Genomic DNA, 22962 nt, shown 5'->3' with positions numbered 1-22962 from the left:
GGTTTTATCTTAGTGGTAGTTTAAAAATAAAAAGGAAAACTACCATGTATTTAGAACACGTAAACCTTGTTGTTAGTAATGTTGATGCCATGCTGCACTTTTATAAAGCGGCATTCCCGCACTGGCGTGTGCGTAGCCAAGGCGATAGCAAGTGGTCTGGCAAACCGCGTAAATGGTTGCACTTTGGTGATGATTACCAGTATCTAGCATTAAGCGATAACGGTGAAGCTGAAAACCGTGATTTAGCAGGACATCAAGTTGGCCTTGCCCATTTTGCTTACGTGACAAACGATATTAATGCTGTCATTGAACGTCTAGTTTCAGCCGGTTATGAGATTGATAAGCACGGCCCAGACAACCCTTATCGTAAAAATGTATATTTCATTGACCCTGCAGGTTTCGAGGTGGAATTTGTCGAGTATTTCAGCGATATCCCAAGCGAAAGGAATAATGAGCTTTGAAGCTTTAAGTTAAATACGTCGTAGGAGGTTCTTCAGTGCTAAAAAAGAGATTGCTTTGCATGGCTATAGCCGTTTATATGAACTCTTCCTATTGCACGAATACCCTTTGTTAATTTTGTCAGACGGCGTACTCCTACGTTTGATATAGGCGTGAAATTTATTTCGCGCTATGTTGTTATTTAATGCGTAATCCAGAATAGTGTTTGTAATGCCTGCTTATATCTACTAGCAAAAACCTAGCTTTTTTTCGTTCGATATTTAACCATCAGTAATAATTACTGCGTATTACATTAAAAAAACTTCAAGATTTAGCAAAATTAGCTTAAATCCATCAGTTAATTGATGAATTTTTTTGCTACAATTGGGGGGCAAGTAATGTGAGTGAGTTCAACAACAGCTAATGCAGAATTCTGTTTCCTCTTAGTGAGGTTGATCTTGGTCAGTATATTGTTTTTTTATATGCGTTATCATAACCAGCGGCTTCATACTCGAGCTAACCTAAATTAATAATTCATTAAATAGGGTTTATTCGAGCATGAGACTGTGAATAACCTTGTTTTAATCAAGGCTTTTAATTATGATCGCGTCTATTTTGAAATTTCTAAAAATTAACCTGCTGTAACTGATGTTCTCAATATGGCAAGTGTTGGGAATCATAGTGGAGATAAGTGGATGAGCAATGCGCCTGTAGACAATGGCCGACGTCGCTTTTTAACCATAGCTACCTCTGTTGTTGGTGGTGTTGGTGCGGCTGGGGCTGCTGTTCCTTTTATTGCGTCTTGGAATCCAAGTGAGCGAGCTAAATCTGCGGGTGCGCCTGTAGAAGTAGATATCAGCAAGCTTGAGCCTGGACAATTAATACGTGTTGAGTGGCGAGGAAAACCTGTTTGGGTTATTAATCGTACACCTAAAATGCTTGAACAGATGAAAGAACACGAAGGTCAACTTCGTGATCCTGCGTCTGAAGAGCCTCAACAACCTGAATCATCAACCAATGAATACCGTTCGCAACGTCCTGAGATCTTCGTTGCTGTTGGTATTTGTACGCACTTAGGTTGTTCTCCTAGCTTCCTACAAGGTGGCTTTGGTGAAAAAGTAGAGGGCACAGACGACGGTTTCTTCTGTCCGTGTCACGGTTCTAAATTTGATATGGCTGGTCGTGTATTCCAATCTGTACCTGCTCCATTAAATCTAGAAATCCCTCCATATACCTTCCTTGATGACACGACTATTTTGGTCGGTGAAGAAAAAGGAGTGGCGTAATGTTTGGTAAAATTATTGGTTGGATCGACGATCGTATTCCAATGACACGTGTTTGGAACATGCATATTGCACAGTATCCAGCACCAAAAAACTTTAACTTCTGGTACTTCTTTGGCTCACTAGCCATGTTAGTACTTGTTAACCAAATCGTAACTGGTATCTGGTTAACAATGAACTTCGTACCGTCTGCTGAAGGTGCTTTCGCATCTGTAGAATACATCATGCGTGATGTTGAATACGGTTGGTTACTTCGTTACCTTCACTCAACAGGTGCTTCAGCGTTCTTTATCGTTGTATATCTGCACATGTTCCGTGGCATGATCTACGGTTCTTACCAAAAACCACGTGAATTACTGTGGCTATTCGGTATGTTCATTTTCTTAGCGCTTATGGCTGAAGCTTTCATGGGTTACTTACTTCCTTGGGGACAAATGTCTTTCTGGGGTGCACAGGTAATCATTTCACTATTCGGTGCGATTCCGGTTATTGGTGATGATTTAACGCTTTGGATCCGTGGTGACTACGTAATTTCAGGTGCTACGCTTAACCGCTTCTTTGCACTACACGTAATTGCATTACCTTTAGTTATTGTTATCTTAGTATTCTTGCACATTGTTGCACTACACGAAGTGGGTTCAAACAACCCTGACGGTGTTGAAATCAAGCGTAAGAAAGGTTCTGTAGCTGAAGAAGATAAGCCTAAATTCAAATTCCACGAGTATTACACCAACAAGAAAGACATTGTTGATGCAATCCCGTTCCACCCTTACTACACAGTGAAAGATATTGTGGGTGTGGTTGGTTTCTTAATCTTATTCTGCTGGGTTGTATTCTTTATGCCTGCGATGAATGGTTTCTTCTTAGAAGCGCCAAACTTCGAAGCAGCTAACCCACTGAAAACACCAGAGCACATTTTCCCTGTTTGGTACTTTACGCCATTCTATGCAATCCTTCGTGCAATCCCTAACAAGTTAATGGGTGTTGCGGCGATGGGTGCATCTATCGTAGTGCTTGCGTTACTACCTTGGATTGACCGTGGCTCGGTTCGTTCTATTCGTTATCGTTGTGGTTTACACAAGTTAAACATCGCACAATTTGTGGTAACTTTCGTTATCTTAGGTTGGGTTGGTGCTACTCCACAAACTGATTTCAAAACGCTGTTATCACAAATCACGACTGTGACATACTTCATGTTCTTCGTATTGTTATTTGTTTACAGCAAGAATGAGAAAACTAAGCCATTACCAACGAGGTTGACGAAATGATGAAAAAGCTAATTATCGGTTTATTCGCATTATTGCCATCGTTGACAATGGCAGCAGGTCCTTCGGTTCCTTTAATGGATGCGAACATTGACCTTAAAGATAACGCGTCTTTACAACGCGGTGCTAAATTGTTCATGAACTACTGTCTTGGTTGTCACCAAATGCAGTATCAACGTTATGAGCGTACGTTCCGCGATATCGGTATTCCTACTGAGATTGGTCAAGAGCAACTAATTTTTGATGGCTCAAAAGTTGGTAGCCACATCAAAAATGCGATTGGTAAAGATGACGCAGCTAAATGGTTTGGCGCAGCGCCACCGGACCTTACGCTTGTAGCGCGAGTTCGTGGTACTGACTGGATCTACACTTATCTGAAGTCATTCTACAAAGATGAATCTCGTCCGTTTGGCGTAAACAATATTGTTTTCCCATCGGTAGGTATGCCGCACGTTCTTCAAGAACTACAAGGTTTACCAACACCAATCACTGAAGAAGTGGAAGAACACGGTCACACTGTGACTAAAGTTGTTGGCACTGAAACAGATGGTTCTGGTGAAATGAGTGACGACGAGTACGATCGCGCTGCTCGTGACTTAACTAACTTCTTAGCTTACGTTGGCGAACCGTCACGTTTAGAGTCAGAAGCGTTAGGTCTTAAGGTAATTGGTTTCTTAGTGATTCTATTTATCTTGGCATTCATGCTGAAGAAAGAATACTGGAGAGATGTTCACTAATCCTGGGCATTTTGAAAGGTAATTTTGTGATAGGGGCTTAAGCCCCTATTGCTGTTTTTGTAATATAATGGAGGTAGGCATGGCCGTAGCTGCCAATAAGCGCCCTGTAATGACCCTGTTTTCTGGTGCTAACTGTATGTATAGCCATCAAGTACGTATCGTACTTGCTGAAAAAGGTGTAAGTGTTGACATTCACCTGGCTGAAAAGGATAACCTGCCAGAAGCACTTCATGAGATTAACCCTTACGGTACAGTACCAACACTGATCGATCGTGAGCTTGGTTTATATCAGGCAAACATCATCATGGAATACCTTGATGAACGTTTCCCTCATCCTCCACTAATGCCAGTTTATCCGGTTATGCGTGGCCGTAGTCGTCTAATGATGCATCGTATCGATACTGATTGGTATAGCCTAGCTAACAAAATCACTAGCGGTAGCAGCGAAGCTGCGCAAGCACGTAAAGAGCTTACAGAAGCGTTACTTGCAATTGCACCGATCTTCTCTGAAGCTCCTTACTTCATGAGCGAAGAGTTCAGCTTAGTTGATTGTTACTTAGCACCGCTACTTTGGCGTTTACCTGAGCTTGGCATTGAGCTTAATGGTGCTGGCGCTAAAGAGCTTAAAGAATACATGTTACGTTTATTTGAGCGTGAATCATTCCAAGCTTCACTAACTGAAGCTGAGCGTGAGATCCGTTTATAATGACGCCTAATCGTCCTTATTTACTACGCGCCTTCTTTGATTGGATTGTTGATAATCAGTGCACACCACACTTAGTGGTTAACGCTGATTTTCCTGCTGTACAAGTACCAACACAGTTTGTACAAGACGGCCAGATCGTTTTGAACATAAGCCCATCAGCGGTAACACAATTTGCAATGGACAACCAACAACTTAGCTTTAATGCGCGTTTTGGTGGTCAACCAATGCAAGTTTACGTACCAATGGGTGCTGTGCTCGCAATTTATGCACGTGAGAATGGTGAAGGGACTGTATTTACTGCAGAAGAATTCATCGAGGACGAAGACGATTTTACTCCGGTATTAGAAAGTGTTGAAACACCTGACGATATTACGCCAGATGATGAACCACCGACAAAACCAGAGAAGAAAAAAGGTGCTCACTTACGAGTGATTAAGTAACCTTATTCAAATACAAGAAACCCGCTTATTAGCGGGTTTTTTATTATCAATTTACGGTTTGAGATTATAAATATTCAAACACTTTAATAACACGTTCAACGCCTGATACGTTACGTGCTACATCAACTGCTAAATTTGCTTCAGAGTCGCTCACTAAGCCCATTAAAAAGACTTCGCCATTCTCTGTAACTACTTTGATGTTATTACTGCTGATGCTCTCTGTGGTGAGTAATTGGGTTTTAACTTTAGAGGTAAGCCATGAGTCATGAGTTTGTGTGCTTATACCAATATTTGAACCAATGCGAATTTGGTTGTGTATCTTACGAATGCCATCAACGCCTTCGATAGCACGTTGTGCTTCGTCTTTCATTTCTTGATTGGCAACTTGACCAATCATAAGCACAATACCATTAACGCTAATGACGTTAACGTTAGCATATTTATGTAAGCGCTCATTTTCACTGATAGCAATTGAGCTTTTAATTTCGATATTGTTATCGTCGATTTGTGAACCAATTGTGCGGCGATCATTCGCGGCTGTTACAGCACCCGCTGTACCAGCCACGACAGCAGCTGCACAGCCCTGCAGCAATAAAACGGTACCAAATACAAGTAAAGACTGTTTAAACATTAATTTTCTTCCTGTGGGAATAGGGTTAAATCGATAAGCTCACTTAGACAGTGTAAGTTGACTAAGTGCGACTCAACAATGCGGCTTGGGCGTTTTGAAGGCACACGAATTTCAACATCATTTGGCCCAAGTAAACCGACTAATTCACCGCCATCATCGCCAACAAGTACAATGACTTTCATATCACGAGTCAGTGCAGCTTCGACTGCTGAGATAATCTGCTTTTCATTACCATTCACCGCAATTGCTAGTAAAAGGTCACCTTGTTGTGCAAATGCTCGAATTTGTCTGGCAAAAGTTTCGTGCTCATCGTTATTTGCCGTTGAGCCTAAGTTAACTTGATCTTGTGCAAGCGCAACTGCTGGAAGACAAGGGCGCTCGGTCTCATAAAAGTTAATTAATAACCCTGCCATGTGCTGTGCCAACATATGACAGCTAGGGGTGCCACAGCATAGTAATTTATTGCCGTTAATTAGGCTTTGCGCGATGGTGAACGCTGCTGATTCAAGTGCGCTCGGAAGTACTTCACCTGCAGCTATTTGAACTTGAATATTTTCGGTAAAGATTTTTTTAATCGTTTCTTGCATAACCTACCAAATTAAGCCGACGCCAGAAGGCGTTAGTAAACATTTTTAAACCAGTTAAGGCTGCTATTAAGCTCACCCGTTATAGCGACATAATCTATCCGCATTAACTGATTTGAGATCTTTTTTTCGGCAAGATAATGGCTAATCGTTCGCCTTAATCGTTGCTGTTTTAGCTTGCTGAGCGCGTAGTTTGCGCCGCCACGAAGGGCATTTTTCCTAAATTTTACTTCTACAAATACCAGTGTTTGCCCGTCGCGCATTATCAGGTCGAGCTCACCGTATTTACAAAAATAATTACGCTCAATGGTCTTTAAGCCTTGTTGTATTAAATACTGTTCAGCCTGTTTTTCGTAATACAGGCCTTTTTCGCGGCTATTTTGCCACAATTGCTTAAACCACGACATAGCTTCATCCTTGAGCTAGTAGTATTTTGAAATAACCGTTTATTTAGCAGCGTTAATCCCAACAGCAGATTGCATGAATAGTGGAATTGGTTGCTCTGTTGCTAAATCAACAGCAATAATTTTTTTGTTCTTGTACTGTGCCCAATCTAAAGAGCGTGTTACATAACCATTACTGGCAATGCTTAATTGACCACTAATACCACTAAAGCGTTTGCCTTGTACCATGCTTAACTGCTTTACATCACCCAACATACTGGCTGCATCGAATGCCATTGCGAATAAGCGCTGACTTATATCAGCATTTTCTGGCCATAAACTATCGTATTGCTGGCGTAAATTATGTTGTGCAATTTGACCGTCAAGCATCCAAGGTAGTTCCGTAAAATAAAGGCCATCTAAATCGCCTTTATCGGTTCTATCGATTTGTTTACTGTGGCTTTTTGAGCTGGCATAAAGCGGAATTCGATCAGCAAAAGTACTCACGTTAACGTCTAAATATGGTTTAATTAGGCGTGTTTCGGTGGCATCACCTAAAATATAAACTACATCGATATCACTGCGTGAGCGGGTTTCGCTTTCAACTTCTTGTTTAAATAATGATTTTACGACTTTTATGCGCTCTTTACTTTGGTCTACTTCTAAGAGGCCTGTAATAGTCTTAGGCATATCGTCTTTGCCAGAATAAAATCCGATTTGTGGTTTAACTTCGCTGTAGCGTTGCCATTGCGTATTGAAGTATTCAACTAAGCGTTGACCGTTACTGTTATTCGGTGCCAAAAGCATAGGTTTTTGATAGCCTGCAGTTAAAAAACGCTCTAAGGCTTGTTGAACTTCATGCTCAGGGTTTAATGCAAAGAAAAAATGCTGCTGAGAAATACGCTCACCATCAAAGGTGTTTAAATGCATTACCGGGTAATCAACAAGCGTTTGCGCGCTAGTCAACTTTTCAATGTTACTTTTTAATAATGGGCCAATAACAAAGTCGGCTTTAAACTCGCTGAGTTTAAGTGCAATTTCTGCAGCAGATAGTGACTCATCAATAAATAATGTTTGTTCTAATGATTGTCCATCAAGGGCCGCGAGAACACCCGCTTTTAAAGCATCACCTAATCGCTCATTGGCACCTGATTGTGGAAGTAATACAGCTAGGCGTTTTACATTTAAAGGCTCAATTTGTACCAGCTCAGTCACTTTTTTTGGAAGCACTTCTGCTGCCGGGTGGCCAGGGTAGCGGCGCAACCAGTTATTCATTGCTTGGTGTAATTCGACCGGCGCACCCAAATACACTTGGTGGTAAAGCGCTAGATTAACCCAACCTTGTTGTACCACAGAACCACGATTAAAGCGTTCGAGTGCGTACGAAGAAAGCTGGGTTAGGCTTTGCCATAAATCTTTATTGAGATTCGCAACGGTAAAGTTGTTTTTGCTGCTAAGTGTTGATGCCTTAAAGAAGTATGTCATCGCTTGTTTTGGCATACCTTGCGATGCATAAACGCGACCTGTTAAGTATTGGTGCCATGCCAGATGCTCAGGTTGACTTAGCTGTGGCTCGAGCTGTTTTAACTGAGCTAAAGCTAAGTCGCTTTTGCCTTGATGCTCTTGTGCAAGGGCAATGTAAAGTTTGTTTTGAATTTGGTCTACACTTGGGATCGCTTCTAGTTCGAAACAGATTTTTTCTAGTAGCGACCAACGTTCTTCGCTGATAGCCGCATCACGAGCGGTGTATAAAAGCTGGATTTTATCGGCGCCTTGACGGTTTAGTGCCACTTGGTACATAGATTGTGCGTCGGTTAGCTGTGATAGAGCCGTACTCGATTGGCCCGATTGATTTTCTGCACTATTTCGAGGTTTTTCGGTTGTGCTACAAGCCGATAACCCTGACAATACAATTAATAGACTAACAAGTTTAAGTCGCACAATGATTTCCCGATACGTTAACGCGATTTGCTTATATTACTGACTGACGCAGGAGACCTCAATGTTAAATGAGGACAATTCAGATAAAATCGGCACTCTTTACATTGTTGCCACGCCTATTGGTAACTTTGATGACATCAGCCAGCGTGCCATCCAAACCCTATCTGAGGTTGACTTAATAGCCGCTGAAGATACTCGTCACACAGGAAAGTTGTTAAGCCATTTTAATATCAAAGCAAAAACCTTTGCTTTACATGACCATAACGAGAAACAAAAAGCGCAACAAATTGTTGATTGGTTAGAGCAAGGAATGAACATTGCGCTGGTATCTGACGCCGGCACGCCACTGATTAGCGACCCAGGTTATGCGGTAGTCAATTTATGCCGTGAACAGGGCGCGCATGTCACGCCAGTGCCGGGAGCATGTGCAGCAATTACCGCTGTGTGTTGTTCTGGTTTACCGACAGATCGTTTTCAGTTTATTGGTTTTACACCTGCAAAGAGTAAAGCAAGGCAGAGCTTTTTTATCGAAGCGGTAAACTCAGGTATCACTAGCATCATGTATGAAAGTACCCACCGTATAATGGCGAGCCTTGATGATTTAGAAGCAGCTCTCGGTGCAGAGCAGCCAGTGGTGTTTGCGAAAGAACTGACTAAAACTTTCGAAACTTTTTTCAATGGCACGGTTGCCGAGCTAAAACAGTTTTTAACGGATGATCCAACTAAGCAACGCGGTGAAATCGTACTGATGTTACCGGGTAAAGCGAAGCAAAGTGACGATATTCCAGAAGATGCGCGTCGTATGCTAGGTTTGCTTGAAGCTGAAATGCCACTGAAAAAAGCTTGCGGTGTGGTGGCTGAGTATTTTGGTTTGAAGAAAAACGCACTTTATAAAGCAATTATTGACGAAAAAGACTAATTCTTTACTGCATAGAAGTGCGCGCTCAGGTATACTGCGCGCCGAGTCAGCCGAGATAATCGCTGCCTGCAACGAAAATGCGCAGGGGGAGGAAAGTCCGGGCTCCACAGGGCAGGGTGCCAGCTAACGGCTGGGGGGCGCGAGCCTACGACAAGTGCAGCAGAGAGGAGACCGCCAACTTCGGTTGGTAAGGGTGAAAGGGTGCGGTAAGAGCGCACCGGGCCACTGGTAACAGTTGGTTGCAAGGTAAACTCCACCCGGAGCAAGACCAAATAGGGTTCCTTATGGCGTGGCCCACGTTGGAACCGGGTAGGTTGCTTGAGCCATAGAGCAATTTATGGCCTAGACGAATGATTATCCACGACAGAACCCGGCTTATTGGCTGACTCACCAAATTATACAAGAGCCTCGGTATTTACCGAGGCTTTTTGTTTTTAGGGTGGAGAAAATCCACTCCGCGCATATAAAACAGCGGCTTATTGGCTGACTCACCAAATATTATAAAAGCCTCGCAGCAATGCGGGGCTTTTTCTTTCTATATCTTTACGTAATTAAGAAAAACCACTCCGCTCATACAAAAAGTGGTTTACTGGCTTTGAATAAGAGTATTAAAGGGAGAGTGTGACGAGTTTTCACTGTTTAGTTTATGGCTACTGCGGAGTAACCATTATGTGTAGTAGTGAAATTTATCATTATTGTTAAACCACCAAATTCACCATTTTTAAACTGTGTTTTACCATTAAGAACTGAAACACGTTCAACAATTCCTAACACTCCAAACCCTCCTTTTGAATTAGAATTTGGCTGTGCAGATAAGCCAATACCATTGTCATTAATGATTACTTCAAGCTTATTTTGTAGATAAGTTATATCGATTGAAAACTCTGTGGCCAGAGAATGCTTAACAGCATTGGTTGATGCCTCTTGGCATATACGGAATATAGCTATTTTAAAATCATCATTTAAGTTATCTATCGGTCCACTTATTTTGCATTGATAAGCTATTCCAGCTTCATTTAGGTGCTCAGAGAATAACTCGCTTTTTAATGCTGCTTCTAAACCCAATTCGTCTAATAGACGAGGTCTCAGCCAGTGCATTAACCTATATACCGAGTCATACATATGGCTTGAAACGTTTTGGAGTCGTGTAATTGTCGATGCTAGCTCGTTATGGTTGGCTGTTTTCTTTTCTAATATTGCAATATTTGTTTTTAAAGCTGTTAGGTTTTGACCTATATCATCATGTAATTCTTGTGAAAGCTGGCTTCGCTCAGATTCTTGAACATTGACAACTTTAGAGGCTAAGTTTTGAGTTAGCGTGCTAAGTTCAATTAATTCTTTATTTTGCTCTAATAATGCGGATTTAGACTTATTTAATTCAGTAACAAATGCACTGAGCAAAAGAGCCAGAACGCTGTAACTTATTATGTAAAGTTGCGTAGTCAGGAGTAACTCGGTTTCATTCACACCATAGACGTTAATGAGTAAGGATATAACAGTTACACTTGCATAGCTCAGAGCCCCTAAGGCCCCGTATCGATAGCTAAACCATATCAATGGAAATATAGCGAGCATTCGCAAGAGATAAAGTGATTTAGGTTCAAACAAATAAACCCCAATAAAAACAGTGAGGCAAAAACACAGCTGCACTAAGAGAGTACTAACCTCTTTAGTTATGAGTTTATTTAATTGCTGGTAAATTGTTTTAGCATGAAACGCGAAAAGCAACATGATAAGTGTCGTTATGATACCGCCAAGCTGATGAGCTAACATCATTTCAAAACGATCTTCATCAGCAATAAGCCGGTACTTGTTTTGGCTATCACTCGGTAAGATAATGAGCATTGATCGTATAAAGCGATATGAAATTGCAATAAATAATACTGTAACAGCACTTTTAACAGTTTGAATATCTAATCGAACTTTGAAAAGCTTTGCCAGCAGAAGAGGAGTAAGAATCAAAAACTCTCGGCATGCAAAGCTAACAAGCCTATAGAGGGCATCATCAAGAGGAACATCATAAAAATACCAAACATAACTGATTTGTCCTAATGTAAAACCGACTGCTAATGCTGGCCAATAACGCAAAGGAAAAAACAGATAACAAACTACTCTAAAGCCAACCGGAAAGTACCAGCTAACAAAGTCCTCATACACAACATAGTTAAAGGAAAATAAATAAAGACTATTTTCGATAATGGGTGCAATTAAAACGATTAAGCACGATAACAGTACAAACTTTACAATTTCAGTGCGCTTGATGCTTTTAAAGTGAGAAGCAAGAGTACCAAAAGAACTTTTGTTGAAGACTCTATCCATGAGTAAGCATAACCTTTTTATAATATGTAAACTTGCGTCGTATCAAACTGTTGTTTGGCGCTAGGGTTGCACAAAGTATAACGTTGTGTAACTTGGATTTCAGCTTTATTACCAATAAGTTGTAATAAATGCCCTTTAGCAATATCAGACATATTACGCTTATGCTTCACAATCACTTCACGGCCTAGAGCCCCTTGCAAGCGTGGTTTAGGGAAAGCTGTTTTGGTTACTGGCTTGATATGCTCGCACTGAGTAAAATAATCTAAACATCGCTGTTTGGCTTTATTGATGGTTTCATCGTTACTTTTAATTATGTCCACATTTTTGATGAAATGAACAAAAGCGGCATTACGTGAAGTAAAGTTAGCTGCAACATCCGTTAAGGCTTTCGCTTCTGGCCATTTTCGCATTACTACGTATTTATTTTTACCTGTTTTGACTAGGTTAGTAGACCCTTTTGTCATTTTACTTGTCCACTCAATACGATAATTTGACTCACCAATGTAATGTAGTAATACGGTGATGTTTTGAAAGTGGCTTGTTTCCCCTGCGAATTTATTCATGGCTATTTCCTTATCATTTAGGGTTAGTTTACTAGGAGGGCATCAAAAAAATTATTTCCACTTTTCTTAGTCTTATAAGAATTTTTCTTACCTTAGTGCGCTACTCCCGCGTTATAATCGGATTAATCAGTACATGGAGTTGTTATGAAATTTGCGCTTATTGACGATCATCAAATGGTAAGGGAAGGTTTTAAGGCTCTCATCGAAGAAGAAGAGCCTGATTGGCAAGTTAGCTTTGAAGCAAGTAGCTGCAGTGAGTGTCTACAAAACTTAGGTGATATTGATATAGATTGCTTCGTCATCGATATTTCGCTGCCAGATAGAAATGGGTTAGAAGTTTCTCAACTAATTGGCGAAAAGCTACCAAGTGCTAGGCGTATAATTTTAAGTATGTACGAGGAAAAATCTTACATTCAAAGAGCGTTAGACATAGGTGTTGATGCTTATCTATCGAAACGAGATGCAGCTGAAGAGTTAATAACAGCAATACATTCTATCTTTAAAAACCAACTATTTTTAAGCCCATCAATCAACACGCATTTTTTAAAACCTCAAAAAACTGACAGTGTATTAAACAAACTGACGCCAAGAGAATTAGAGGTTTTTAAGCTACTTGCACAGGGTTTTAATGCGAAACAAGTTTCGCAAGTGATTGATATAATGCCTAAAACAGCTCATGTTCATCGTGCCAGCATTATGAGCAAACTGAACTTAACTTCGCAAATTCAAATTACTAAACTGGCTCTTGAAAAAGGGGTGATTCTTATTGATGACATAGGGTAAATCCATCCCCGTTTTGTATGCTGTTTATCAATTGCTTAAGTTATCAAAAACGGAAATTTCTAGTTTGAACGCTATATTTTCTGAATCGTTGTGATTATTGATCTCGGACAAGGTTGCTGCGTTGACTCTGTTTGTTACAGTGATACAGTGAAATTGAACTTAAATTCTAGCCAAAGGAGTTGCCCATGCTAGGCGAAAAACACTCGTTATTGAACGAATTCCCTGAGTTTAATGAATTAATCCATAATCTTGCTAAAAATGATGCTCACTTCAAGAAAACCATGCAGCGTTATGATGAGATGGATAAAGAAATTCGTGAGCTTGAATTGCAAAATTCGCCAATTGAAGATGCGGATATGCATGAAAAGAAACACCAACGCGCCGCGCTAAAAGATGAACTTTATGACTTTTTAAAAGCCAACACTTAACAATTTAAAAAGCTAATGCCCCTACCAATTGCATACTCATAGTAGGGGCTTTTTATTTTCTGTTTTTACTACTCAATCGTAGTTAATCGCAATATCCCTTTACTCAATCAAGGTTATGGTAGTCTTAGCGCGATTTTTTCAGGCAACAATAGAATAGTGCTTTGCACTGACTAGGATTAACATGATTAAAAAAAATATTATTACTACTTCATTAGCAATAATGGGTGTTGTCGCTGTAGGTAGCGCATACGCTGATGAAGGGCAGTGGCAACCGCATCAATTAAAACAATTACAAAGCGAATTTGACCGTGTTGGTATCGAGTTACCTGCCTCACAAGTTGCAGATCTTAACCAGTACCCGCTGAATGCTGTTGTTGGTTTAGGCTATTGCTCTGCGTCATTTGTTTCACCAAAAGGATTAGCGGTAACCAATCATCACTGTGCCTATGGTGCGATTCAAAATAACAGTACGCCAGAAAATAACTTAATTGAAAAAGGCTTTTTAGCGGCAGGCTTATCTAAAGAACTACCAGCTGGCCCGCAAGAGCGCTTATACGTAACAGAACAAGTTGATGATGTAACCGAGCGCGTACTGGGTAACTTACCAGCTGAGTTACACGGCAAAGCACGTTTTGAGGCGATTCAAGCGAACCGCAAGGCGTTGATCAGCGAGTGTGAATCAGATCCTAACTACCGTTGTACGGTTCGAGATTTTCACCATGGCTTAGAGTACTTCATGATCAAGCAACTAATGATCAAAGATGTGCGCTTAGTTTATGCCCCAGCAGAAGCATTGGGTAATTTTGGTGGTGACATCGATAACTTTGAATACCCACGTCATACAGCTGATTTTACGTTTGTACGTGGCTATGTCGGTAAAGATGGTAAACCTGCAGATTACAGCGAAGATAACGTACCATATGAGCCAAAATCGTTCTTAAAAGTGAATGCTAGTGGCGTAAGCTTAGGGGATGGCGTGCTGGTGGCAGGTTATCCGGGTCGTACAAGCCGCTATAAACTAGCAGACGAAGTAAATTATTCAGCGAGTTGGTATTACCCGACACTGCTTAATACTTACAACATGACCCTTGATGTGATTGCCAAGCAGAGTGAAGGCGATGAGCAAGCACAGGTAAAATATGCCTCTCGTGTAAAAAGCACCAACAACCGTTTAAAGAAACTTGAAGGTTTACAAGACGGTTTTAAAGTAACGGATATTCCGGGAATTAAAGCTGCGCAAGAGCAAGAATACCTAGCTTGGTTTGCACAAAGTGCTGAACGTAAAGCCTATGCAGAATCATATCACGCATTAAAGTCATTATTAGTTGAAGCACATGCTCAGCAACAAAGTCACTTTTACTTTGATTATGCAAAACGAGCAGACTTACTAAGCACTGCAATTCGTTTATACCGCTTAGCAAAAGAGAGCAAAAAACCTAATGCAGAGCGTGAAATGGGTTACCAAGAGCGCGACCTTCCTATGCTTAAAGCCCGTTTAGAGCGTTTACAAAAGCAGTTTACGCCTGAGGTCGATAAAGCCTTATGGTTAAGCTACTTAGGTAACTATTTAGCACAAGACAAAGCTGCGCAAGTAGCGGCATTAAACAATGGCTTAGGTATCACAGACACTACAACACAAGCCGAACTTGAAGCGATTATTGCTGACTTCTATGCTAAAACAGAGCTTGCAGATGCCGCAACGCGTGTTAGCTGGATAGGTAAATCAGTAGCCGAATTTGAAGCATCAAATGACCCATTCATTAAGTTAGCTGTTGCGCTATACGATACCAATATGGCACAAGAGGCTGACGAAAAAGAAATGGCTGGTCGTTTAGCTGAAATTCGTCCGCAGTATATGCAAGCAGTCATCGCCTTTAATAATGCTAAAGGTAAGCCAGTTTACCCAGATGCAAATGGCACATTACGTGTAAGTTACGCACAAGTTGATGGTTATCCAGCAGCAGATGCAGTGTATAAAACGCCATTTACATCACTGCGTGGCTTAGTGGCTAAACACACTGGCGAAAAACCGTTTGTTGTTACAGACAAAGTGCTTGAAGCATATAAAAAGCAAGCGTTTGGCGCGTACTACCGTGGAGACTTAGGTCTACCTGGTGTAAGTTGTAGCTTATTCAGCTTTGGTTGTGAGCCAGAGGCGGCTAAACCTCTTGAAGTAAACTCAGTGCCGGTAAACTTTTTAAGTAGCGCTGATACCACCGGTGGTAACTCAGGTTCGCCAGTGATGAATGGTAAAGGTGAATTAGTGGGTCTTAATTTTGACTCTACTTATGAATCAATCACCAAAGATTGGTACTTTAATGCGAAGATCACCCGTGCGATCCACGTTGATATTCGATACATGCTTTGGTTAATGGAAGAAGTTGATAACGCAGGTTACCTACTTGATGAAATGACCCTAGTTAAATAGCCCCGCTATTTTGAAAATAACCGCAGCAATCGCTGCGGTTTTTTTATGTCTTTAATTTATGCCAATCTAACGTTTTTAATTTGTTTATTTTCAATACTTTTGTAATGTACAAAATAGATACTTTTATTTGGGAAACATAATGAGCGCCAAACAAATAATAAAAGCCATTTCAGTGAGTGTTGTGGCAATAACGGCAAGCTTTAATGCCAGTGCAACGAATACTGAAGCAATGTGGCCGGGCACAGCTTACGAAAAGCAAATACCGACATTTAAACAAGTACTAGGGTACGACGTAGGTGAGCGCATCACTAATTACAGCGATATGCGCCGTTATCTTAGCGCCCTTGAACAGGCTGCGCCTGATCGTATTAAAGTGTTTAAGTACGCAAACAGCTGGGAAGGTCGCGAGCTGGTTTATGCGGTGGTTGGAACCGCTGAGCATATTCGTTCATTAGAAACCCTTGCGAATGACACACAAGCTTTGGCTGATCCGCGTATTACCTCTGAAAAAGAAGCGAAGTCGCTAATAAAAAATTTACCGACTTCAGTTTGGCTTCAATATGCAGTGCACGGTAATGAAATTAGCTCAACCGATGCTGCATTATTTACTGCGTATCACTTATTAGCAGCTCCGAATGATGCCGTTAACAGCAAAATTTTAGACAACACCGTGGTCTTTATCGACCCATTACAAAACCCAGATGGTCGTGAGCGCTTTGTTACACGTTACTATGCAAGCGTCGGTCTTGAGCACAGTGCTGATAGGTTAAGTGCAGAACATAATGAGCCGTGGCCAAGAGGCCGAACAAATCATTATTTGTTTGATATGAATCGTGATTGGTTAGCGCTTACTCAGCCTGAAAGTAAGGGAAGAGTCGCAGCAATCAATAAATATAAACCACAAGTGGTGGTGGATATTCATGAAATGGGCGGCGATCAATCTTACTACTTTGCACCAGCTGCTCAACCATTTAACCCGCATATGACGAAAACTCAAATCGCCAACATGGATGCAATTGGTCAAAATCATGCGAAGTATTTTGATGAGTTTGGCTTTGATTATTTTACCCGAGAAATTTTTGACGCCTTTTATCCTGGCTACGGCGATAGCTGGCCAGTTTTTTATGGTGCGTCTGCATCAACCTACGAAGTCGGCTCAGCCAGAGGTCATGTATTTGAGAAAAACACTGGTGAGCTGCTCACTTATTTTAATACTGTAAAACGTCAATTTGTGGCCTCAATCTCGACCGCCGAAGGTGCAGCCAATCAACGCGAAAAATTACTGGGTGACTTTTATCAATATCAAGTTGATGCAATTGATTCCGGTAAAGATAGCAAAGAGCGTGTTTATATTTTACCTAAACAAAGTAACCGTGAAGGAGCTCATAGGTTAGCAACCTTAATGGCTGAACATGGTGTTGAAGTTAAACAAGCAACCGAAGATTTCAAAGCCTGTGGCGTTAAGTATAAAGCGGGTAGCTACTTTATTGATACCGCCCAGCCACGTGGGGTATTTGTACGCACCACATTTACAGACCAAGTAGATATGGCTGAGGCATTTGTAAAAGAACAAGAAAGACGCCGTGCTCGTAACCTAGGTGATGAAATTTACGATGTCACAGGTTGGTCACTGCCGATGATGTTTAATGTTGATAGCGATAGCTGTAATCGAGCTGTTAGCGCAGACAGTAAAGCAGTTAAGGCCGATGACACATTGCTTGGCAAAGTGAATAACCCAGATGCCTCAGTGGCTTATATTGTTGCCTGGGGCGATACGGCCGCAGCACGCTTTTTAACAGCGGCACTACAAGCTGGCATTAAACTGAAAAGTGCTGACCAAGCATTTGTATTAGGTGATAAAACTAACTACCCAGCGGGCAGCTTAGTAATCGAAAAGCGCCTAAACGATAAAGACCTACTAACTAAAATTAGCCAAATTGCTGAGCAAACTGGTGCAATTGTTGATGGTGTGGATTCAAGCTGGGTGATTGAAGGCCCAAGCTTTGGTAGTAACAAAACAGTGCCTATGGTGGCACCAAAAGTGGCGATTGCATGGGATGCCGCTACTCGTGAGCTAAGCGCCGGTAACACTCGTTTTGTTATCGAAAGACAGCTTGGCTACCCAGTAACCGCGATTCGTACGCCAATGCTTGCATGGGCTGATTTAAGTGATTACCAGGTGCTTATTTTACCAGAAGGTAATTACGAGCAAGCATTAGGTAAATCTGGCGCAGCTAATTTAAAAAGCTGGGTTGAAGCGGGCGGCGTGTTGATTGCCCTAGGTAATGCAAACCGTTTTACCACCAATGTTGATTACGGCTTATTAGATGTGAAGCGAGAGCAAGCTTACCGAGAAGATAAAGCCGATAGCAGCGATAATAAAAGCAGCAAAGTGGCAGGACAGTTATTCACTTCTCGTGATGATTTAAAAGCGGCAAGCATCGAGCCACACACATCGCCAGACTATGTAGCCGGTGTACTTGCTAATGTTGAAGTAGATCAAGAGCATTGGTTAACGGCTGGGGTTGATAAAGACCTCGTTGCGGTGGCTTATGGTAATGATATTTACACGCCAATAAAACTTAACTCAGGTAAAAACTTAGCGTGGTTTACAGGTAAAGACGATGTGCTGGCAAGTGGTTACCTTTGGCAGCAAAATAAAGCGCAGCTTGCATATAAACCATTGCTTGTGCATCAACCTCAAGGCAAAGGCATGGTGATTGGCTTTACACAATCACCAACCTATCGTGCCTACCTTGAAGGCATGAATGTACTTTTAACTAACACGATTTTCCGTGCTGCAGCACATGCTCAGTAAGGTCATAGTCTAATCAAAAAGCCCGCTGATGTTGCGGGCTTTTTTGTAGGTAAAATTTTGCTAAAACAGCTATAAAGGTAATGATAAAGAAAATAAAAAAGCCCGCAGGGCAAAGGGCGGGCTTTTTAGTATTCCAAGGAGAGAAAGTGTTAAGACACAATCCCCAGCGGCTTGCCTGTTTGCCAAGCGCCACGGGTAAAGTCTGGAATTGTTTTGCTGTTACTTCTATCAGCAACCGATGCCATACTTTGCGGGAAGATTGATGACCATGCTGCAGCATCGTATACATCTTGATCAAGTGGCTCATTATTGCGCAAGCAGTAGATCATGCGCCAAAGCATAATGAAGTCCATACCGCCGTGACCACCGTTACGAACCGCTTCTTCACCCATGCGTTTCCAAAGTGGATGATCAAACTCGGCACGCCATTTTTCCATATCTTGATCCCAGCTATGGAAATTTTGCATATGTGGCTTACGACCTTGCGAGCCGGCTTTTTCCCACGCAGCGAGCTCTGCTTCATATTGCTGTTGATAAATTTTCGCGATAGCTGGTGGCACATCTTCAAGGGCAATACGATTAGGGAAACCTGCAAATGTACCATTAGTACCTTGAATTAGGTTATGGCGGCTATACGGACGAGGGCTAGTGGTATCGTGCTGAACCATAATGCTACGACCTTTCACTGTTTTAATAATGCTGGTGTTCATGTCGCCAGCAGTAAATTTAAGTGAACGACGTTCGTGGCCTGCAGGGAATTCACGTTCTGCGTAGGCTGCGCGGCCAAGAGCAGGAGAGCTGACTGATGTAACAAAGTCAAAGCGATCACCACGGTTGATGTTCATATACTGAGAAACCGGGCCTAAACCATGAGTTGGGTATAAGTTACCGTTTACTTTCGTATGCCAGTAAGTGCGCCAAGAGCCGGTGCTACGGTCGATTTCTTTCATCTGCCAACGCAGGTCATGAATATAAGCGGCTTCACCATGTAGTAACTCGCCAAATACGCCCTTTCGAACCATGTTTAATACCATTAACTCGTCGCGACCGTAGTTAACGTTTTCCATCATCATACAGTTCTTTTGTGTGCGTTCAGCAGTGTTCACTAGTTGCCAGCATTCTTCCATTGTGGTGGCTGCTGGTACTTCAACAAAGGCATGTTTACCACTTTCCATGGTCTCAACACTCATTGGTGTGTGCCATTTCCAAGGTGTTGAAATGATCACAATGTCGATGTCATCGCGAGCAAGCATGTCTAAATAGGCTTTATCAGAACCCGTATAAGCAGTTGGTTTAGGTAAGCCTTTTTCAACAACATAGTTAACAGATTTATCAAGCATTAGCTGATCTGTATCGCAAATAGCTTTAATTTCAACACCTTCAATATGGCAAAGGTGTTTTACATGGCCGCTACCACGTTGACCAACTCCGATAAAACCAACACGTACCACATCCATTGCTGGCACAGCTAAGCCCATTACGCTTTTACCTTGTGCAGCAAGTGGGGTGCTTTGATTATCACCTTGTTGGCTTTTCGCACAGCCAGTCACGACTGTCGCGGCGGTAATGGCTGCGGCAGATTTTAAAAAACTACGTCTATCTATTGTCATAACGATACCTAAATCACTGAGATTATTTTAATAGTGGGTTTCAGTTATTTCTGTTATATCGCAACTCAAAGTTAATTACAATTAAATGCTTTCAAAATCTTTCGTAATTGCAGGTTTTATCATTTGAAGTCTTATTAAACCCTATGTTAAGCGTGCTATTAACTTACTCTTGCTCTTTCGTTGTCTTTCGTTTTATTGCGAAGTGTTTCGCGCTGTGCTACTGTAATTTCAAATCACGTATCTAACCAATAGCGTAAGCTGCTTGGAGAAAACCATGAATGCATTAAAAACGATTATAAATAACAATCGAGTAGGGCAAGCGCAGGGAATTTACTCTGTGTGCTGTGCACACCCGCTCGTTATCGAAGCAGCGATGTTGCAAGCTCTCAATGATGGCACTGAAGTTTTAATTGAAGCTACGGCGAATCAAGTTAATCAGTTTGGCGGTTACACAGGTATGAAGCCCCATGACTTTGTTGAATTTGTCCATGCAATAGCCGAAAAGGTAGGGTTAGGTACCCAGCGCATTATTTTAGGTGGGGATCATTTAGGCCCAGTGTGTTGGGTGAATGAGCCTGCAGAGGTTGCGATGGAAAAAGCTGTTGAACTAGTAAAAGCCTATGTAAGCGCTGGTTTTAAGAAAATTCATTTAGATGCCAGTATGCCATGTGATGACGATGGAGAACGTTTGGCTGATGCTGTGATTGCCGAGCGTGCAGCATTGATGTGTCAAGCTGCCGAGTCGGTCTCAGAAGATAACGATATTGTCTATGTAGTGGGTACTGAGGTTCCTCCTCCGGGTGGCGCTACTGAGGAGCATGATACGATTGAAGTGTCGCATGTTGAAGGTGTACAGCAAACAATAGAATTACATCAGGCTGCGTTTGCTAAATTTAATATTAGTGATGTGTGGTCGCGTGTTATTGCTGTTGTTGTGCAGCCAGGGGTTGAGTTTGATAATCATCAAGTATTTAACTATCAACGTAATGAGGCGCAAAAACTGAAAGAATTTATAACCCATGTCGACAACCTAGTTTATGAGGCTCACTCAACGGATTATCAGCCTGATCACTGCTACCATGAGCTAGTGCAAGATCACTTTGCAATATTGAAGGTAGGCCCACAGCTTACTTATGCACTTCGTGAAGGCCTATTTGCTTTATCTTATATTGAAGACCAGTTAGTTGATCCTGCCAAGCGTTCTAATTTACGTGATGTATGTGAGCGGATCATGCTTGAAAAACCGCATTACTGGAATAAATTTTACCCAACACAAGGCGCTCAAGCGAAGTTATTTAGAGCTTACAGTTATAGCGACCGTATTCGTTACTACTGGCCTGAAGATGAAATAAAGCAAACGGTAGAAACCTTGTTTGATAATTTAGAAGAGCAAATCATTCCACAAACCTTGCTTAGTCAGTTTATGCCAATGCAATACAAAGCATTAATCAATGGCCAAATTAACTCATCACCGCGTGAGTTAGTACTTAATAAAATAATGGAAGTAACGAATACCTATTCGCTTGCTTGTAATCAATAGGTGGTGTTGAGAGAATTTATTATGACGCAGTATTTATTATTAAACGAAACAGAACTTAAGCAAAAGAACGCTTATTGGACAGCAAGAGAAATCTCTCAGCAGCCAGAATCATGGTGTAATACCGCCGCTATTATCGAAACACATCGAGCAGAAATAAACGCATTTTTAGCCCCGCTTCTGCCATTAAAGGAATTACAAATAGTATTAACTGGCGCTGGCACATCAGCTTATGTTGGCGAAGTATTAGCACCACACTTAACTGCCAAAACAGATTTAAATGTGCGCGCAGTCAGCACTACAGATATTGTGTCTAACCCACATGGTTTTTTACAAAAGGGTACGCCAACCTTACTTATTTCTTATGCACGTTCAGGTAATAGCCCTGAAAGTGTCGCTGCGGTCGATATCGCTGAGCAAGTTGTTGAAAAATGCTATCACTTAGTGATTACCTGTAATGAAAGCGGTGAGTTAGCTAAAAGAGCTGCGATTAAAAGCAATAGCTTTAGTGTACTTATGCCGAAAGAAACCCTTGATGAAAGCTTTGCAATGACCAGTAGTTTTACTTCGATGTTGCTTTCAACGTTATGTATTTTTACCCCTGATGTTAATCAGCTTACACAAGTGACAAGGCAAACAGAGCAGCTGCTCGAAACTCAACTCGATGAGGTTAGGAACTTTGCGCAAACTGATATTGAACGCTTGGTGTTTTTAGGGGCTGGTTCCTTAATTGGTTACGCAAAAGAAGCGGCCTTAAAGTGTTTAGAATTAACGAATGGTGACTTAATTAGTTATTTTGAAACGCCACTCGGTTTTCGCCATGGCCCTAAAACTATTATTAACGATAAAACAGCAGTGTTGTTGATGGCCTCGAGTGATTTTTATAGTAGTTTGTATGATGCTGATTTATATAATGAACTATTAAATGACCAACAATGTTCTGCGGTCAAAAAGCTGGCTTTAAATAGTGAACTGGTCGAGCTAGATGATGTTTGGCAAGGGCTGTATTATATTGTCTATTGTCAGATTTTTGCATTTTATAAATCAATGTCACTCGGTTTAACACCTGATAATCCTTGCCCTACGGGCGAAGTTAACCGTGTTGTAAAAGGGGTAACTATTTACCCATTAACTTCTCGCTAAGTAGTA

At 41.5% G+C, this 22962-nt stretch carries 20 protein-coding genes and 1 other RNA gene; 14 read left to right on the top strand and 7 right to left on the bottom strand.

Annotation, left to right across the window (positions count from 1 at the left end; translation table 11 throughout):
- The first annotated feature begins 44 nt into the window (after positions 1-44).
- The 6 genes from QUE86_RS05530 to QUE86_RS05505 all read left to right on the top strand — a co-directional run bounded on the left by QUE86_RS05530 (position 45) and on the right by QUE86_RS05505 (position 4869).
- A complete protein-coding gene (locus QUE86_RS05530; protein ID WP_130050510.1) occupies positions 45-461 on the top strand; it encodes a VOC family protein in 417 nt (138 codons plus the stop codon).
- 672 nt (positions 462-1133) lie between these two features.
- Positions 1134-1724, top strand: a complete 591-nt coding sequence (gene petA / locus QUE86_RS05525) for a ubiquinol-cytochrome c reductase iron-sulfur subunit (protein ID WP_063702692.1) — start codon at positions 1134-1136, stop codon at positions 1722-1724.
- Positions 1724-2989, top strand: coding sequence for a cytochrome b (locus QUE86_RS05520; protein WP_130050511.1), 1266 nt, complete (start codon positions 1724-1726; stop codon positions 2987-2989). The genes petA and QUE86_RS05520 overlap by 1 nt, the downstream gene beginning before the upstream one ends.
- Complete coding sequence (locus QUE86_RS05515; RefSeq protein WP_130050512.1) at positions 2986-3723, top strand: cytochrome c1; 738 nt, start codon at positions 2986-2988, stop codon at positions 3721-3723. Before QUE86_RS05520 ends, QUE86_RS05515 begins: the two co-directional genes overlap by 4 nt.
- Positions 3724-3802: 79 nt before the next feature.
- Positions 3803-4429 (top strand): stringent starvation protein SspA, encoded by a 627-nt coding sequence (gene sspA / locus QUE86_RS05510; protein WP_054554181.1) that lies wholly within the window; start codon positions 3803-3805, stop codon positions 4427-4429.
- Positions 4429-4869 (top strand): ClpXP protease specificity-enhancing factor, encoded by a 441-nt coding sequence (locus QUE86_RS05505; RefSeq protein ID WP_130050513.1) that lies wholly within the window; start codon positions 4429-4431, stop codon positions 4867-4869. The genes sspA and QUE86_RS05505 overlap by 1 nt, the downstream gene beginning before the upstream one ends.
- A gap of 64 nt (positions 4870-4933) precedes the next feature.
- On the opposite strand, the gene dolP is transcribed toward QUE86_RS05505, so the two are convergent.
- The 4 genes from dolP to QUE86_RS05485 are packed head-to-tail and all read right to left on the bottom strand — an operon-like array spanning position 4934 to position 8408.
- Positions 4934-5500 (bottom strand): division/outer membrane stress-associated lipid-binding lipoprotein, encoded by a 567-nt coding sequence (gene dolP / locus QUE86_RS05500; RefSeq protein ID WP_286259711.1) that lies wholly within the window; start codon positions 5498-5500, stop codon positions 4934-4936.
- Positions 5500-6087: an SIS domain-containing protein gene (locus QUE86_RS05495; protein WP_130050515.1), complete on the bottom strand. Its 588-nt coding sequence runs from the start codon at positions 6085-6087 to the stop codon at positions 5500-5502. Before QUE86_RS05495 ends, dolP begins: the two co-directional genes overlap by 1 nt.
- 32 nt (positions 6088-6119) lie before the next feature.
- Positions 6120-6491 (bottom strand): YraN family protein, encoded by a 372-nt coding sequence (locus QUE86_RS05490; RefSeq protein ID WP_286259708.1) that lies wholly within the window; start codon positions 6489-6491, stop codon positions 6120-6122.
- A 39-nt stretch (positions 6492-6530) separates the two neighbouring features.
- A complete protein-coding gene (locus tag QUE86_RS05485) occupies positions 6531-8408 on the bottom strand; it encodes a penicillin-binding protein activator (protein WP_286259706.1) in 1878 nt (625 codons plus the stop codon).
- 61 nt (positions 8409-8469) lie between these two features.
- Here QUE86_RS05485 and rsmI point away from each other — a divergent pair, with 61 nt between their 5' ends.
- Together rsmI and rnpB are read left to right on the top strand one after the other, a co-directional pair.
- Entirely contained in the window at positions 8470-9327 is an 858-nt protein-coding gene (gene rsmI, locus QUE86_RS05480; RefSeq protein ID WP_058585920.1) for a 16S rRNA (cytidine(1402)-2'-O)-methyltransferase, read from the top strand.
- A gap of 42 nt (positions 9328-9369) precedes the next feature.
- Positions 9370-9721, top strand: an RNA gene (gene rnpB, locus QUE86_RS05475) — RNase P RNA component class A.
- Positions 9722-9966: 245 nt separating this feature from the next.
- On the opposite strand, the gene QUE86_RS05470 is transcribed toward rnpB, so the two are convergent.
- Both QUE86_RS05470 and QUE86_RS05465 read right to left on the bottom strand, forming a co-directional pair.
- Positions 9967-11646 (bottom strand): MASE1 domain-containing protein, encoded by a 1680-nt coding sequence (locus QUE86_RS05470; RefSeq protein WP_130050518.1) that lies wholly within the window; start codon positions 11644-11646, stop codon positions 9967-9969.
- A gap of 17 nt (positions 11647-11663) precedes the next feature.
- The gene (locus QUE86_RS05465) at positions 11664-12209 is read right to left on the bottom strand and encodes a hypothetical protein (RefSeq protein ID WP_130050519.1); all 546 of its coding nucleotides are present in this window, start codon (positions 12207-12209) and stop codon (positions 11664-11666) included.
- A 144-nt stretch (positions 12210-12353) separates the two neighbouring features.
- Between QUE86_RS05465 and QUE86_RS05460 the strand changes: the two genes are divergently transcribed.
- From QUE86_RS05460 to QUE86_RS05445, 4 genes are all read left to right on the top strand, one after another.
- Complete coding sequence (locus tag QUE86_RS05460) at positions 12354-12992, top strand: response regulator transcription factor (RefSeq protein ID WP_286259700.1); 639 nt, start codon at positions 12354-12356, stop codon at positions 12990-12992.
- Positions 12993-13177: 185 nt separating this feature from the next.
- Positions 13178-13420, top strand: coding sequence for an HP1242/YdcH family protein (locus QUE86_RS05455; protein WP_130050521.1), 243 nt, complete (start codon positions 13178-13180; stop codon positions 13418-13420).
- Positions 13421-13601: 181 nt separating this feature from the next.
- Positions 13602-15848, top strand: coding sequence for a S46 family peptidase (locus tag QUE86_RS05450; RefSeq protein ID WP_286259698.1), 2247 nt, complete (start codon positions 13602-13604; stop codon positions 15846-15848).
- A gap of 139 nt (positions 15849-15987) precedes the next feature.
- On the top strand, positions 15988-18666 hold the full coding sequence (locus QUE86_RS05445; RefSeq protein WP_130050523.1) for a M14 family metallopeptidase: 2679 nt from the start codon (positions 15988-15990) through the stop codon (positions 18664-18666).
- Between the two features lie 149 nt (positions 18667-18815).
- Here QUE86_RS05445 and QUE86_RS05440 read toward each other — a convergent pair whose 3' ends face one another.
- Positions 18816-20276, bottom strand: a complete 1461-nt coding sequence (locus QUE86_RS05440) for a Gfo/Idh/MocA family protein (RefSeq protein ID WP_055199196.1) — start codon at positions 20274-20276, stop codon at positions 18816-18818.
- Positions 20277-20550: 274 nt separating this feature from the next.
- Between QUE86_RS05440 and QUE86_RS05435 the strand changes: the two genes are divergently transcribed.
- Both QUE86_RS05435 and QUE86_RS05430 read left to right on the top strand, forming a co-directional pair.
- Entirely contained in the window at positions 20551-21816 is a 1266-nt protein-coding gene (locus tag QUE86_RS05435) for a D-tagatose-bisphosphate aldolase, class II, non-catalytic subunit (protein WP_286259689.1), read from the top strand.
- Positions 21817-21837: 21 nt separating this feature from the next.
- Positions 21838-22956 (top strand): SIS domain-containing protein, encoded by a 1119-nt coding sequence (locus tag QUE86_RS05430; RefSeq protein WP_167658650.1) that lies wholly within the window; start codon positions 21838-21840, stop codon positions 22954-22956.
- The last annotated feature ends 6 nt before the right edge of the window (positions 22957-22962 follow it).

It is taken from the genome of Pseudoalteromonas apostichopi (assembly GCF_030297135.1).
GTDB lineage: Bacteria > Pseudomonadota > Gammaproteobacteria > Enterobacterales > Alteromonadaceae > Pseudoalteromonas > Pseudoalteromonas apostichopi.
This window is presented reverse-complemented; position numbering and strand designations above follow the sequence as displayed.